This is a genomic window from Citrobacter sp. Cpo015 (assembly GCF_030333035.1).
Taxonomy (GTDB): Bacteria; Pseudomonadota; Gammaproteobacteria; order Enterobacterales; family Enterobacteriaceae; genus Citrobacter; species Citrobacter portucalensis.
Map to the genome: position 1 here is coordinate 262220 of NZ_JAOWGS010000039.1, position 13956 is coordinate 276175.

The following is a 13956-nucleotide window of genomic DNA, read 5'->3' on the forward strand; positions in this document are numbered from 1 at the left end:
TTTTAGCCAGATCATACCAACACCTCACATTTCATTAAAATGTGAGTACAATACCGTTGCCAATAAATAACATTTGATTAACCATTCATTGTCATTACCCCTACACAACAATATTGGCAGGGCCACTTTTACACATAGTGTGACGAAGATTTGAGCAAAGACTCATTCCATTATGTCGGCGGCCCCCAGGAGACCTGCAATGAATCTCTGGCAACAGAACTACGACCCGGCCGGTAATATCTGGCTTTCCAGCCTGATCGCATCGCTCCCTATCCTGTTTTTTTTCTTCGCCCTGATTAAGCTCAAGCTGAAAGGCTATGTTGCGGCGTCGTGGACGGTGGTGATTGCTCTGGCAGTCGCCCTGCTGTTTTACAAAATGCCGGTCGATCACGCGCTGGCATCCGTAGTGTACGGTTTCTTCTATGGTCTGTGGCCAATTGCCTGGATCATTATCGCCGCGGTATTCGTCTATAAAATCTCGGTGAAGACCGGACAGTTCGACATTATCCGATCATCGATACTCTCGATTACCCCAGACCAGCGTCTGCAAATGCTGATTGTCGGTTTCTCCTTTGGGGCATTCCTCGAAGGAGCGGCAGGCTTCGGTGCTCCGGTAGCGATTACCGCCGCACTGCTGGTTGGTCTTGGCTTTAACCCGCTGTATGCGGCAGGTTTGTGCCTGATCGTAAATACCGCGCCGGTCGCTTTTGGCGCAATGGGCATTCCGATTCTGGTTGCCGGTCAGGTTACCGGACTGGACAGCTTCGAGATTGGCCAGATGGTAGGTCGTCAACTGCCGTTCCTGACCATTATCGTGCTGTTCTGGATTATGGCGATTATGGATGGCTGGCGTGGTGTCAAAGAAACCTGGCCTGCGGTGATGGTCGCTGGCGGCTCGTTTGCTATCGCACAGTACCTCAGCTCTAACTTTATCGGGCCGGAACTGCCGGACATCATCTCTTCTCTGGTCTCACTGGTGTGTCTGACGCTGTTCCTGAAACGCTGGCAGCCGGTACGTATCTTCCGTTTTGGCGATATGGGCGCTTCGCAGGTCGATATGGATCTGTCGCGCACCCGCTACACCGCTGGGCAGGTGGTACGCGCCTGGTCACCGTTCCTGTTCCTGACAGCTACCGTCACACTGTGGAGCATACCGCCGTTTAAAGCGCTGTTTGCGCCAGGCGGCGCGATGTACCACTGGGTGGTCAACATTCCGGTTCCGTTCCTCGACAAGCTGGTTGCCCGTATGCCGCCGGTCGTACACGAAGCCACAGCCTACGCGGCGGTGTACAAATTTGACTGGTTCTCCGCGACCGGTACTGCGATTCTGTTTGCCGCCCTGCTGTCTATCGTCTGGCTGAAGATGAAGCCATCTGCTGCGCTGCAGACCTTTGGTAGCACGCTGAAAGATCTGGCGCTGCCTATCTACTCCATCGGGATGGTGCTGGCGTTCGCGTTTATCTCTAACTACTCCGGGCTTTCATCCACCCTGGCACTGGCCCTGGCACATACCGGCAGCGCATTTACCTTCTTCTCGCCGTTCCTTGGCTGGCTGGGGGTATTCCTGACCGGGTCCGACACCTCATCAAACGCATTGTTCGCCGCCCTGCAGGCCACGGCCGCTCAGCAAATCGGCGTTTCTGATGTGCTGATGGTGGCCGCAAATACCACCGGCGGCGTGACCGGCAAGATGATCTCTCCACAATCTATCGCTATCGCCTGTGCGGCAGTGGGATTAGTGGGGAAAGAGTCTGATCTGTTCCGCTTTACCGTGAAGCACAGTCTGATTTTCACCTGCATGGTGGGTGTGATTACCACGCTGCAGGCCTATGTCTTAACCTGGATGATTCCATGATAGTGATGCCCAGACGCCTGTCAGACGAAGTCGCATCTCGTGTGCGGGCGCTGATTGAAGAACAACAGCTGGAGGCGGGCATGAAGTTGCCCGCTGAGCGCCAACTGGCCGTACAGCTCGGCGTATCGCGCAACTCGCTGCGCGAGGCGCTGGCGAAACTGGTGAGCGAAGGCGTGTTGATTAGCCGTCGTGGCGGCGGGACGTTTATCCGCTGGCAGCATGAGGCATGGTCTGAACAAAACATCGTTCAGCCGCTGAAAACTCTACTGGCAGACGACCCTGATTACAGTTTCGATATTCTGGAAGCCCGCCACGCCATCGAAGCCAGCACCGCCTGGCATGCAGCTATGCGTGCCACTGCTGCCGACAAAGAGAAGATCAGACTCTGTTTCGAGGCCACACAAAGCGAAGATCCAGATCTCGCCTCGCAGGCAGACGTTCGCTTTCATCTCGCCATTGCGGAGGCCTCGCACAACGTGGTGCTGTTACAGACCATGCGCGGTTTCTTCGACGTATTGCAGTCTTCGGTGAAACAGAGCCGCCAGCGAATGTACCTTGTGCCGCCCGTATTTTCGCAACTGACGGCGCAGCATCAGGCCGTCCTGGATGCGATTGTTGCCGGAGATGCCGACGGAGCGCGTAAAGCAATGATGGCGCACCTCAGTTTTGTCCACACCACGATTAAACGATTTGATGAAGATCAGGCCCGCCAGGCGCGTATCACCCGCCTGCCCGGTGACCCTGGTGAGAATAGCAGGGAGAACAACACATGATTATTTCAGCAGCCAGCGACTATCGCGCCGCAGCCCAGCGCATCCTACCCCCCTTCTTGTTCCACTATATAGACGGAGGGGCGTATGCAGAGCACACTCTGCGCCGTAACGTGGCAGACCTGTCAGAGGTGGCGCTGCGCCAGCGCGTGCTGAAGAATATGTCCGACCTGAGCCTGGAGACAAAGCTGTTCAACGAAACGCTCTCCATGCCGGTGGCCCTTGCACCTGTCGGTCTGTGCGGCATGTACGCGCGCCGGGGCGAAGTTCAGGCCGCCGCCGCCGCTGATGCCAAAGGCATTCCGTTTACGCTTTCCACGGTATCCGTATGTCCGATTGAAGAAGTCGCCCCAACCATCAAACGTCCGATGTGGTTCCAGTTATATGTTCTGCGCGATCGTGGCTTTATGCGCAACGCGCTGGAACGCGCCAAAGCGGCGGGCTGCTCTACGCTGGTCTTTACCGTCGATATGCCAACCCCTGGCGCACGCTACCGTGACGCCCATTCCGGGATGAGCGGCCCAAATGCCGCACTACGCCGCTACTGGCAGGCAGTCACCCATCCACAGTGGGCATGGGACGTTGGCCTGAACGGTCGCCCACATGATTTAGGTAATATCTCGACTTATCTTGGTAAACCTACCGGTCTTGAGGATTACATCGGCTGGCTGGCGAATAACTTCGATCCGTCGATTTCCTGGAAAGACCTCGAGTGGATCCGCGAATTCTGGGATGGCCCGATGGTGATCAAAGGGATCCTCGATCCCGAAGATGCCCGAGACGCCGTACGCTTTGGCGCGGATGGTATTGTTGTCTCTAACCACGGTGGCCGCCAGTTAGACGGCGTGCTGTCTTCAGCTCGCGCGTTACCCGCTATTGCCGATGCGGTAAAAGGCGATATCACCATTCTGGCAGACAGTGGGATCCGCAACGGTCTGGACGTCGTACGTATGATTGCGCTGGGCGCGGATAGTGTTCTGCTGGGACGTGCTTATCTGTACGCGCTGGCAACCCACGGTCAGGCCGGGGTGGCGAATCTACTAACTCTGATCGAGAAAGAGATGAAGGTGGCAATGACCCTGACCGGGGCGAAATCGATTAGCGAAATCAGCCGTGATTCGCTGGTACAGGAACTGGGTAAACAGGTGGCTGACTATCCGATGCAGCCCAAACGTGGAAATGCGGCGTAAACGTTAATTTGCTATGCTGCCCCGTACTTAAGGGGGCAGCATGCTAAACATCGTTTTATTCGAACCAGAAATCCCGCCAAATACCGGCAATATTATCCGTCTTTGCGCCAACACCGGCTTTCGTCTGCATATTATTGAGCCAATGGGCTTTACCTGGGACGACAAGCGCCTGCGTCGCGCGGGGCTGGATTACCATGAATTTACCGCTGTGCTACGCCACCCTGATTACGCCGCCTTCGTCGCCGCAGAAAATCCGCAACGTCTGTTTGCCCTGACCACCAAAGGTACTCCAGCGCATAGCGCGGTAAGCTATCAGGATGGGGATTATCTGATGTTTGGCCCGGAAACTCGCGGTCTGCCAGCCAGCATCCTCGACGCGCTACCTGCCGAACAAAAAATTCGTATTCCGATGATGCCGGACAGTCGCAGCATGAACCTGTCGAATGCGGTGTCGGTGGTGGTGTATGAGGCCTGGCGCCAGTTAGGTTATCCCGGCGCGATATTGCGTAGTTGATTTTTGTCGGATGGTGGCTGACGCCTTATCCGACCTACGAAAGAATTTACCGTTATTTTTCGAGCGTTATCGGCGCAGTCAGGTTGGACACGGACTGCGCTTGCCGACCTGCGCGTATACGTAGTACGTGAGGATGGCGAGCACAGCCCGGGTTCAAGATGACAAGTAAGATAGCTCGGAAATCAGATTCCATCGCCGTATTCGAACGTATGATGTATCCCATTGAAATGCTGATCCATATCCATGGACGGCTTATCGCTGTCTGGCTTACCGACGATGCGTGCCGGAACGCCTGCGGCGGTGGTATGCGGCGGTACGGGCTGTAGCACGACCGAACCTGCGCCAATCTTTGCGCCGCGTCCGACTTCAATGTTGCCGAGAATTTTTGCGCCCGCGCCAATCATCACCCCTTCACGAATTTTTGGATGACGATCACCGCCGGCTTTACCGGTCCCGCCAAGCGTAACGGATTGCAAAATAGAGACATCGTTTTCAATTACGGCGGTTTCACCCACCACAATACCGGTGGCGTGATCGAGCATAATCCCACGGCCAATTTTTGCCGCCGGATGAATGTCTACCTGGAAGGTAACGGACACCTGATTTTGCAGGAAGATCGCCAGCGCCTGACGCCCCTGATGCCACAGCCAGTGACCGATACGGTAGGCCTGAAGCGCATGAAAGCCCTTCAGATACAGCAGTGGAGTGGAATATTTATCGACAGCCGGGTCACGCGTGCGTACTGCCTGAATATCGCAGGCCGCTGAGGCAATCATTTCAGGATCGGCCGCGTAGGCCTCTTCTACGACTTCGCGAATCGCAATGGCGGGCATGATTGGAGAAGCGAGTTTATTCGCCAGCATATAGCTTAGCGCACTGCCGAGATTTTCATGCTTGAGCAGCGTTGCGTGGTAAAAACTGGCCAGCATTGGCTCACATTCCGCCAGTGCCCGGGCTTCCGCTTTAATGTTTTTCCAGACGATATCCAGTTCTTCACACGGCATTGCGTACTCCAGAAGGTAGCAAAACGACCGATCCGTTCTTCGCGGATCGGGTCGTTATATTCAACAGTTCCTTACAGCTAGTGGCGACTCAGCTCGTCCTTGCGTGCACGGCCTAATAACGTCAATGCTGCCTCGCGCGCGTTTTTTCCGCAATACAATACTTGATAAATTTCCTCGGTTATTGGCATCTCAACACCAAAACGGTGCGCCAATTCACGAACTTCTTTCGTATTGCGATAGCCTTCAACCACTTGGCCAATCTTGTCCTGCGCACCCTGCACGTCCATCCCCTGGCCGAGCATCATGCCAAAACGACGGTTGCGCGACTGGTTGTCGGTACAGGTCAGCACCAGATCGCCTAAACCCGCCATCCCCATAAAGGTGGCAGGATCGGCCCCCAGCGCCGCACCAAGACGAGACATTTCGGTCAGCCCACGGGTGATCAATGCGGTTCGTGCATTCGCGCCAAAACCGATGCCGTCAGACATCCCCGCACCAATGGCAATGACGTTTTTCACCGCGCCGCCAAGCTGCACGCCAATGAAATCCGGGTTGCTATAAACGCGGAAGCTTTTGCCGCAGTGCAGCAACTGCTGGAGATCGTCAGCAAAAGTGTCGTCCGTCGAGGCCAGAGAAATCGCCGTCGGCATGCCCGCAGCCAGCTCTTTGGCGAAAGTCGGGCCGGAAATAACCGCCAGTGGAATTGAGTCCCCCAGCGCTTCACGCGCGACGTCCTGCAGCAGACGCCCTGTTTCCGCTTCCAGACCTTTTGTCGCCCAGACCAGTCGTGCGTCAGGACGCATCAATGGTTTGATGTTACGCAGCACTTCGCCAAAGACGTGGCTCGGCACCACCACCAGAATATTACGACTGGCGGCCAGTGCAGTGGCTAAATCACTTTCCAGGCGCAGCGTGTCGGGAAAAGGCACATCAGGAAGGAACGCGACGTTGCAGCGATCGTGCTCGAGAGTCGCGATATGTTTAGGATCATGGCCCCACAGGACAACCTGATGGCCATTTCTTGCCAGGGTGATGGCAAGAGCGGTGCCGTACGAGCCGGCACCAATCACAGTCATTGAAGCATTACTTTGGTTCATCAGGCATCCTGATGTTCTTCAGTACCTTCGCCAGCCTGCTGCTGTAAATAGTTCATGAACAGCGCATCAAAGTTGACCGGCGCAAGGTTCAGTTGCGGGAACGTACCGCGTGAAACCAGGCTGGTGATGCATTCGCGGGCATACGGGAACAGAATGTTCGGGCAGTATGCGCCCAGGCAATGCGCCATCTGAGTCCCTTCAATACCACTGATGGAGAAAATACCGCCCTGCTGAACTTCGCACAGGAACGCAGTTTCTTCACCCAGGGAAGCCGTTACGGTGACACGCAGCACTACTTCATACACGTCATCTGCCAGTTGGGTAGATGCGGTATCAAGATCCAGTTTAACCTCTGGCTGCCAATCTTTCTGGAAAACATGCGGTGCATTTGGCGCTTCGAAAGACACATCCTTGGTATAAATACGTTGGATCTGGAAAGCCATTTCAGTGTTATTTTGTTCTGACATGTTGAGAAAACCCTTTAGTGTTGTCCTTTAAATACTTCGGTACGCCTTAACGCAGCAGCGGATCCAGTCCACCACGCGCATCCAACGCATACAAGTCGTCACAACCACCAATGTGCTGTGCATCAATAAAAATCTGCGGAACCGTAGTACGGCCACTGCGCTTGATCATTTCTTCACGCTTCACGGCATCGCCGTCAATCGGAAGCTCCTGGAAACTCACACCCTTGCTGTTCAGGAGCGCCTTTGCGCGATGGCAAAACGGGCAGGTTGCTTTGGTATAGATCTCAATATTGGCCATGACTTATCTCCAGTGTTCTTTTTACCCTGCGGCATGAAAGAAGACGGGTAAATTACTTGCCGCGAACCAGTGGCAGATTCTCACCACTCCAGCCCGCTACGCCATCTTTCAGTACAGACACCTGCTCAAAACCGGCTTTGATCAGCGCAGTCGCTGAATCCTGGCATTGCATGCCTGAGCCATCAACCACAATAACAGGTTTGTTTTTGTGTTTTTCCAGTTCGCCAAAGTTGTTGGCTTTGATTTCGCTCGGCAGCAGGTTCGTGGAGCCAGCGATATGACCTTTGCGGAAGTCGTCGCGCTGACGTAAATCCACGACAACGGCGTCTTCTTTATTGATGAGACGTGTGGCTTCTCCGCGCGTAATCACCTTCACTTTGGAAGTCAGGCTCTTAAACGTGGTAAATAATACAGCCGCCAGTAACGCAATCCAGGCGATACTCAATACAGGGTGGCGACTAACAAATTGCATAATTTCTTGCATGGGGGGTAACAACTCCCGACTCAGTGATTAAAAAAACCAAGAAAGGAGTATACCTGCGCGTTGACGCAAATACAGCCAGAGCGTGCATTGGATTGCATTTTTGCGGGGCGCTACGGAAAAAAAAACCTAAAACCACGCCCTCTGCGGCGCGCTCTGGTCGATTATTTGATCTTCCGGGGCTACTTTATCGATTCAGCTGTAGTAAAATTACGCAATTATTTTTATCTATTAAGTGTGAGGTTGTCGCAATGTCGGTTTCTAAAAAACCTATGGTACTGGTGATTCTGGATGGCTATGGCTATCGCGAAGACAGCCAGGATAACGCCATCTTTAATGCCAAAACCCCGGTAATGGATGCCCTGTGGGCAAAACGTCCGCATACCCTGATTGATGCGTCTGGCCTGGAAGTTGGCCTGCCCGATCGCCAGATGGGCAACTCCGAAGTCGGTCACGTCAACCTGGGCGCGGGCCGCATCGTGTATCAGGACCTGACCCGTCTGGATGTAGAAATTAAAGAGCGTACTTTCTTCGCTAACCCGGTGCTGACCAATGCGGTCGACCAGGCAAAAAATAGCGGCAAAGCGGTTCACATCATGGGTCTGCTCTCTGCGGGCGGTGTTCACAGCCACGAAGATCACATCATGGCGATGGTAGAACTGGCTGCTGAACGCGGCGCGGAAAAAATCTATCTGCACGCTTTCCTTGATGGCCGCGATACCCCGCCGCGCAGCGCTGAACATTCACTGCAGAAATTCGAAGAGAAATTTGCCGCACTGGGCAAAGGCCGCGTAGCGTCCATCATCGGTCGTTACTACGCGATGGACCGCGACAACCGTTGGGATCGCGTTGAACAGGCTTATGACCTGATGACGTTGGCCAAAGGCGAGTTCCAGTTCGCTACGGCGGTTGAAGGCCTGCAGGCTGCTTATGCCCGCGACGAAAACGACGAATTCGTGAAAGCGACCGTGATCCGTGCTGAAGGCCAGGCTGAAGCCGCCATGGAAGACGGCGATACGCTGATTTTCATGAACTTCCGTGCTGACCGCGCGCGTGAAATCACTCGTGCGTTTGTTAATGCTGATTTCGACGGCTTCGCCCGTAAGAAAGTCGTTAACCTCAACTTTGTGATGCTGACCGAATACGCGGCCGACATCAAAACTGCGGTTGCTTACCCACCAGCGTCTCTGGCTAACACCCTTGGCGAGTGGATGGCGAAAAACGACAAAACGCAGCTGCGTATTTCCGAAACCGAAAAATATGCGCACGTGACCTTCTTCTTCAATGGCGGCGTAGAAGAGCCGTTCAAAGGCGAAGATCGCATCCTGATCAACTCGCCGAAAGTGGCGACCTACGATCTGCAGCCGGAAATGAGCTCTGCTGAGCTGACCGAAAAACTGGTTGCGGCGATTGAGAGCGGAAAATACGACACCATCATTTGTAACTACCCGAACGGCGACATGGTTGGTCATACCGGAGTGATGGAAGCAGCGGTTAAAGCGGTTGAAGCGCTGGATCACTGCGTTGAACAGGTCGCGAAAGCGGTTGAATCCGTTGGCGGCCAGTTGCTGATCACCGCAGACCACGGTAACGCAGAGCAGATGCGCGATCCGTCCACCGGTCAGGCGCACACTGCGCACACCAACCTGCCCGTTCCGCTGATTTATGTCGGTGGCAAGAACGTTAAAGCAGTCGAAGGCGGCAAACTTTCTGATATCGCCCCGACGATGCTGACGCTGATGGGTATGGAAATCCCGCAAGAGATGACTGGTAAGCCGCTGTTCATCGTGGAATAATCCCTCCCCATGAGGGGAAAGGCGATTAATACCATCACTCGGGCCGTGAAACCACGTAAGTTTTCAGTCAGGCCCTTGTTCTACGCCAGCGCGCTTAGCGCTGGCGTATTGCTGTGCGCCTTTTCCGCCCACGCGGACGAACGCGACCAGCTCAAATCTATTCAGGCTGATATCGCGGCAAAAGAACGCGCGGTACGCCAACAGCAACAACAACGCGCCACCCTCCTCGCTCAGCTTAAAGCTCAGGAACAAGCCATCGCCGTTGCCGCAAGGCAGTTGCGCGAAACGCAAAACTCACTGGCACAGCTGAATGCGCAAATCGCAGAGATGAACGCAGCACTCGCGAAGCTGGAAAAACAGCGGGCCGCGCAAGAACGCAGCCTGGCAGCCCAACTCGACGCAGCTTTTCGCCAGGGCGAACACACCGGCATTCAGCTCATTCTTAGCGGTGAAGAAAGCCAGCGTGGGCAACGCCTGCAGGCCTATTTCGGCTATCTGAACCAGGCGCGACAGGAAACCATCGCGCAGCTGAAACAAACCCGCGAAGAGGTCGACTCGCAAAAAGCCGAGCTGGAAGATAAGCAGAGCGAGCAGCAGACGCTACTGTACGAACAGCGCGCTCAGCAGGCTAAGCTGGAACAGGCACGTAACGAACGTCAAAAAACGCTTTCGAGTCTGGAATCATCGATTCAACAGGGTCAACAGCAACTGGGCGAAATGCGCGCCAACGAATCCCGTCTGCGCAACAGCATTGCCCGTGCCGAAGCCGCAGCCAAAGCGCGTGCGGAACGTGAAGCACGCGAGGCGCAGGCCGTGCGCGATAAGCAACAGGATGCGTCACGAAAAGGCTCAACCTATAAACCGACCGAAAGTGAAAAATCACTGATGTCGCGTACCGGCGGTTTGGGCTCGCCACGCGGTCAGGCATTCTGGCCCGTTCGTGGTCCAACGTTACATCGTTATGGCGAAAAGCTGCAGGGTGAGCTACGTTGGAAGGGGATGGTTATTGGTGCATCCGAGGGCACCGAAGTTAAAGCCATTGCCGATGGTCGTGTCATTCTGGCGGACTGGCTGCAGGGCTATGGCCTGGTGGTCGTCGTTGAACACGGTAAAGGCGATATGAGCCTGTACGGTTATAACCAGAGCGCACTGGTCAGCGTCGGTACGCAGGTTCGCGCCGGGCAGCCTATAGCACTTGTGGGTAGCAGCGGCGGTCAGGGCAGGCCGGCACTCTATTTCGAAATTCGTCGCCAGGGTCAGGCGGTCAATCCACAGCCGTGGTTGGGAAGATAAGTTTTGCCACAACATTTTCGTCGTCTACTACTCTCTCTCGCCAGTCTGCTGGCCTTCGCAACACCTGTATTTGCTGGCAAACTCGCCATCGTCATTGATGATTTCGGCTATCGCCCACACACTGAAAACCAGGTACTGGCGATGCCTTCTACCATCTCCGTTGCCGTTCTGCCTAACGCCCCACATGCGCGCGAAATGGCAATCAAAGCGCATAACAGCGGGCATGAAGTCTTAATCCATCTGCCAATGGCGCCGCTGAGCAAGCAGCCGTTAGAGAAAGACACGTTACGCCCTGAAATGAGCAGCGAAGAGATTGAGAGGATCATTCGCGACGCGGTAAGCAAAGTACCGAATGCGGTCGGTCTGAACAACCATATGGGCAGCGCGATGACATCCAGTCTTTTCGGCATGCAGAAGGTGATGCAGGCGCTGGAACGCTACGACCTCTACTTCCTGGACAGCATGACCATCGGTAACAGCCAGGCAATGCGCGCAGCGTCAGGCACCGGTGTGAAGGTCATCAAACGCAAAGTCTTCCTGGATGACACACAAAACGAAGCCGATATTCGCCGTCAGTTTAATCGTGCCGTCGAGCTTGCGCGCCGCAACGGTTCCGCAATCGCCATTGGCCACCCTCACCCGTCTACGGTTCGCGTCCTGCAGCAGATGCTGTATAGCCTGCCAGCCGACATCACGCTGGTTCGCCCAAGCAGCTTGCTCAATGAACCACAGGTGGATACCTCCAGACCAAACCTCACGCCACCGAAGAACGGTACGCCAGATGCTCCGCGTAATCCTTTCCGCGGGGTGAAATTATGCAAACCGAAACAGCCGTTAGAGCCGGTGTACGCCAGCCGCTTCTTCAGCGTGCTCGGCGAAAGCATCACCCAAAGCACGCTGGTGCAGTATATGCGCCTGCAGTGGCAGGGCTGGCAATAATCAGTCTTTACTATCCAGCGTTAAATGGGCCAGGCGGCGCGGCGTCAATGATTTATCGCGCCACTGGCTAAAACGGATAGCCCACAACAGCACCTGATAACCCAGCTTAACGCTGCAGATATTACTCACCATACGCTTGAACATACCCGATACAAATACTTCAGCAATCATGCGCTGGCGGATTTTCTCGTCCGGCTCTTTACGTATGCAATGACAAACGCGTAGCGCTTCGTAAATCACCTGCTGTTTGAATTCCGGGTAAATTGGAATGCGTCCGGCGTAGTCGTGATTCATCTTATCCAGCAGACGGGTAATTTTGATGTAGTGGCGCTGGTAAGCGAGGTTTTTCAGCCCGGTGCGCGGCAGACGGCTAACAGATGCGCCGTGCAGGAAGTATTTGTACAGCGGGACTTCCGTGTAACGCGCGCGCTTCGCATTAAACATAAACTCCGTTGTCCAGATAATATCCTGGTGGTGCAGGCCAGACAGGAAGGTCAGCCCCGCGTCGCGGATAGTCTGATGACGATAAACGCCCATCCAGACAACGTGCCGCCAACGGCGGCTGGCTAACGCTTTGCGTAACCAGTCTGGCCCGGTCATCACGCCGGTAGAACGAATACGATCGGTAGGAATGGATGCCCAGGTGTGGCCCGTCTCAGCAATACACCAGTCAGCGTTGCACTGCGCAACATCCAGGTTGTCTTTCAGCGCCATATTCATCAGCGTTTCATACATTTCCGGGTAGGCAATATCATCGCCGTCTACGTACGCGATGTACTCCCCCCTGGCAACTTTCATACCGGTATTGCGCGCCGCAGAAACGCCCCCATTGCGCTGGTGCAGCAGATGAACGTGCGGATAACGATCCGCATAAGACTGAGCAAGCTCCGCAGAGTTATCCGTAGAGCCATCATTAACAATAATGATCTCCAGGTTCTTCCAGGTTTGCGCAATCAGTGAATCCATACACGCAATGAACGGCTCACCCGTGTTGTAAAGCGGCATAATGACGCTCAGGAGACCAGGGGTATAGGTCATATCAAATCCTGCCAAACAGTAGAGTTATCGGCACTTTTTAGCATATTAAGCGGTAGATTTTCAGAAAAAAATATTAATTCTTTAGCGGAAAATGCGCCGGGCAGGAGGAAGCAAAAAAGCCCCGGACGGTAATGATAATCAACATCCGGGGACAACACACAGAATCCACAGGGTGGATACGGTTAATCCCAGCTCAGGATCACTTTCCCTGACTGGCCTGAACGCATCGCGTCAAAGCCCTGCTGGAATTCATCGATGGAGAATCGATGGGTGATGATCGGCGACAAATCCAGACCAGACTGGATCAGTGCAGCCATTTTGTACCAGGTTTCAAACATCTCACGACCGTAGATACCTTTAATAAACAGCCCCTTAAAGATGACTTTGGTCCAGTCGATGGACATATCAGATGGCGGAATACCCAGCATAGCAATACGGCCACCGTGGTTCATGGTGTCCAACATGGCGCGAAACGCTGGCGGCGCCCCGGACATCTCCAGTCCCACATCAAACCCTTCGGTCATACCCAGTTCAGCCATCACGTCGGTCAGATTCTCTTTCGACACGTTGACCGCGCGGGTGATACCCATTTTGCGCGCCAGCTCAAGGCGATACTCATTAACGTCGGTGATCACCACGTGGCGTGCGCCAACGTGCTTCGCGACCGCTGCCGCCATAATACCGATTGGACCCGCACCGGAAACCAGCACATCTTCCCCAACCAGATCGAACGACAGCGCCGTGTGCACTGCATTACCGAACGGATCGAAGATAGACGCCAGGTCGTCGGAGATATTGTCCGGGATTTTAAATGCGTTAAATGCCGGGATCACCAGGTACTCCGCAAAGCAGCCAGGGCGGTTTACACCGACACCTGTCGTATTGCGGCACAGGTGAGTACGTCCACCACGGCAGTTACGGCAATGCCCGCAGGTGATATGACCTTCGCCTGAAACGCGATCGCCGATTTTAAAGCCTTTAACTTCCTGACCGATGCCAACAACTTCGCCGACATATTCATGCCCAACGACCATCGGTACCGGGATGGTTTTTTGCGACCATTCATCCCAGTTATAAATGTGAACGTCAGTCCCGCAGATGGCTGTTTTACGGATTTTAATCAGCAAATCGTTATGACCGACTTCCGGTTCAGGAACGTCGGTCATCCAAATGCCCTCTTCCGCTTTCAGTTTGGATAACGCTTTCATTTCACA

At 54.5% G+C, this 13956-nt stretch carries 14 protein-coding genes; 7 read left to right on the plus strand and 7 right to left on the minus strand.

Annotated elements, in window-relative coordinates; all coding sequences use genetic code 11:
- Nucleotides 1-199: 199 nt before the first annotated feature.
- The 4 genes from lldP to trmL are packed head-to-tail and all read left to right on the plus strand — an operon-like array spanning nucleotide 200 to nucleotide 4329.
- Nucleotides 200-1855 (plus strand): L-lactate permease, encoded by a 1656-nt coding sequence (lldP, locus tag OGY67_RS22845; RefSeq protein WP_048215310.1) that lies wholly within the window; start codon nucleotides 200-202, stop codon nucleotides 1853-1855.
- The gene (gene lldR, locus OGY67_RS22850; RefSeq protein WP_003024170.1) at nucleotides 1852-2628 is read left to right on the plus strand and encodes a transcriptional regulator LldR; all 777 of its coding nucleotides are present in this window, start codon (nucleotides 1852-1854) and stop codon (nucleotides 2626-2628) included. The genes lldP and lldR overlap by 4 nt, the downstream gene beginning before the upstream one ends.
- A complete protein-coding gene (gene lldD, locus OGY67_RS22855; RefSeq protein WP_286574563.1) occupies nucleotides 2625-3815 on the plus strand; it encodes an FMN-dependent L-lactate dehydrogenase LldD in 1191 nt (396 codons plus the stop codon). Before lldR ends, lldD begins: the two co-directional genes overlap by 4 nt.
- 40 nt (nucleotides 3816-3855) lie before the next feature.
- A complete protein-coding gene (gene trmL, locus OGY67_RS22860; RefSeq protein ID WP_048237006.1) occupies nucleotides 3856-4329 on the plus strand; it encodes a tRNA (uridine(34)/cytosine(34)/5-carboxymethylaminomethyluridine(34)-2'-O)-methyltransferase TrmL in 474 nt (157 codons plus the stop codon).
- A 182-nt stretch (nucleotides 4330-4511) separates the two neighbouring features.
- Here trmL and cysE read toward each other — a convergent pair whose 3' ends face one another.
- The 5 genes from cysE to OGY67_RS22885 form a co-directional block, all read right to left on the minus strand.
- Nucleotides 4512-5333: a serine O-acetyltransferase gene (cysE, locus tag OGY67_RS22865; RefSeq protein ID WP_003024160.1), complete on the minus strand. Its 822-nt coding sequence runs from the start codon at nucleotides 5331-5333 to the stop codon at nucleotides 4512-4514.
- 77 nt (nucleotides 5334-5410) lie between these two features.
- Nucleotides 5411-6430 (minus strand): NAD(P)H-dependent glycerol-3-phosphate dehydrogenase, encoded by a 1020-nt coding sequence (gpsA, locus tag OGY67_RS22870; RefSeq protein WP_008786462.1) that lies wholly within the window; start codon nucleotides 6428-6430, stop codon nucleotides 5411-5413.
- Complete coding sequence (gene secB, locus OGY67_RS22875) at nucleotides 6430-6897, minus strand: protein-export chaperone SecB (RefSeq protein WP_003024155.1); 468 nt, start codon at nucleotides 6895-6897, stop codon at nucleotides 6430-6432. The genes gpsA and secB overlap by 1 nt, the downstream gene beginning before the upstream one ends.
- Before the next feature lie 46 nt (nucleotides 6898-6943).
- Nucleotides 6944-7195: a glutaredoxin 3 gene (grxC, locus tag OGY67_RS22880; protein WP_003024152.1), complete on the minus strand. Its 252-nt coding sequence runs from the start codon at nucleotides 7193-7195 to the stop codon at nucleotides 6944-6946.
- Nucleotides 7196-7247: 52 nt separating this feature from the next.
- Nucleotides 7248-7679 carry a rhodanese-like domain-containing protein gene (locus OGY67_RS22885; RefSeq protein WP_003024148.1) on the minus strand — a complete coding sequence of 144 codons (432 nt, stop codon included), beginning with the start codon at nucleotides 7677-7679 and terminating at the stop codon, nucleotides 7248-7250.
- 248 nt (nucleotides 7680-7927) lie between these two features.
- Here OGY67_RS22885 and gpmM point away from each other — a divergent pair, with 248 nt between their 5' ends.
- From gpmM to OGY67_RS22900, 3 genes are read left to right on the plus strand one after another with little or no spacing between them, the layout of a single operon-like run.
- Nucleotides 7928-9472, plus strand: coding sequence for a 2,3-bisphosphoglycerate-independent phosphoglycerate mutase (gpmM, locus tag OGY67_RS22890; protein WP_234692493.1), 1545 nt, complete (start codon nucleotides 7928-7930; stop codon nucleotides 9470-9472).
- A gap of 33 nt (nucleotides 9473-9505) precedes the next feature.
- Nucleotides 9506-10765 (plus strand): murein hydrolase activator EnvC, encoded by a 1260-nt coding sequence (gene envC, locus OGY67_RS22895; RefSeq protein ID WP_286574628.1) that lies wholly within the window; start codon nucleotides 9506-9508, stop codon nucleotides 10763-10765.
- 3 nt (nucleotides 10766-10768) lie between these two features.
- Complete coding sequence (locus tag OGY67_RS22900) at nucleotides 10769-11704, plus strand: divergent polysaccharide deacetylase family protein (RefSeq protein WP_286574565.1); 936 nt, start codon at nucleotides 10769-10771, stop codon at nucleotides 11702-11704.
- On the opposite strand, the gene OGY67_RS22905 is transcribed toward OGY67_RS22900, so the two are convergent.
- Entirely contained in the window at nucleotides 11705-12742 is a 1038-nt protein-coding gene (locus OGY67_RS22905) for a glycosyltransferase (protein ID WP_048215306.1), read from the minus strand. It lies immediately after the preceding gene.
- 182 nt (nucleotides 12743-12924) lie between these two features.
- A complete protein-coding gene (tdh, locus tag OGY67_RS22910) occupies nucleotides 12925-13950 on the minus strand; it encodes an L-threonine 3-dehydrogenase (protein WP_003024132.1) in 1026 nt (341 codons plus the stop codon).
- Nucleotides 13951-13956 lie beyond the last annotated feature (6 nt).

What these genes read in the sequence shown, in the direction of transcription:
- gpsA (WP_008786462.1), bottom strand. Translation starts at nt 6,430, where the DNA reads ATGAACCAAAGTAATGCTTCAATGACTGTGATTGGTGCCGGCTCGTAC.
- lldR (WP_003024170.1), top strand. Translation starts at nt 1,852, where the DNA reads ATGATAGTGATGCCCAGACGCCTGTCAGACGAAGTCGCATCTCGTGTG.
- secB (WP_003024155.1), bottom strand. Translation starts at nt 6,897, where the DNA reads ATGTCAGAACAAAATAACACTGAAATGGCTTTCCAGATCCAACGTATT.
- lldD (WP_286574563.1), top strand. Translation starts at nt 2,625, where the DNA reads ATGATTATTTCAGCAGCCAGCGACTATCGCGCCGCAGCCCAGCGCATC.
- trmL (WP_048237006.1), top strand. Translation starts at nt 3,856, where the DNA reads ATGCTAAACATCGTTTTATTCGAACCAGAAATCCCGCCAAATACCGGC.
- lldP (WP_048215310.1), top strand. Translation starts at nt 200, where the DNA reads ATGAATCTCTGGCAACAGAACTACGACCCGGCCGGTAATATCTGGCTT.
- cysE (WP_003024160.1), bottom strand. Translation starts at nt 5,333, where the DNA reads ATGCCGTGTGAAGAACTGGATATCGTCTGGAAAAACATTAAAGCGGAA.
- OGY67_RS22905 (WP_048215306.1), bottom strand. Translation starts at nt 12,742, where the DNA reads ATGACCTATACCCCTGGTCTCCTGAGCGTCATTATGCCGCTTTACAAC.
- OGY67_RS22885 (WP_003024148.1), bottom strand. Translation starts at nt 7,679, where the DNA reads ATGCAAGAAATTATGCAATTTGTTAGTCGCCACCCTGTATTGAGTATC.
- gpmM (WP_234692493.1), top strand. Translation starts at nt 7,928, where the DNA reads ATGTCGGTTTCTAAAAAACCTATGGTACTGGTGATTCTGGATGGCTAT.
- grxC (WP_003024152.1), bottom strand. Translation starts at nt 7,195, where the DNA reads ATGGCCAATATTGAGATCTATACCAAAGCAACCTGCCCGTTTTGCCAT.
- tdh (WP_003024132.1), bottom strand. Translation starts at nt 13,950, where the DNA reads ATGAAAGCGTTATCCAAACTGAAAGCGGAAGAGGGCATTTGGATGACC.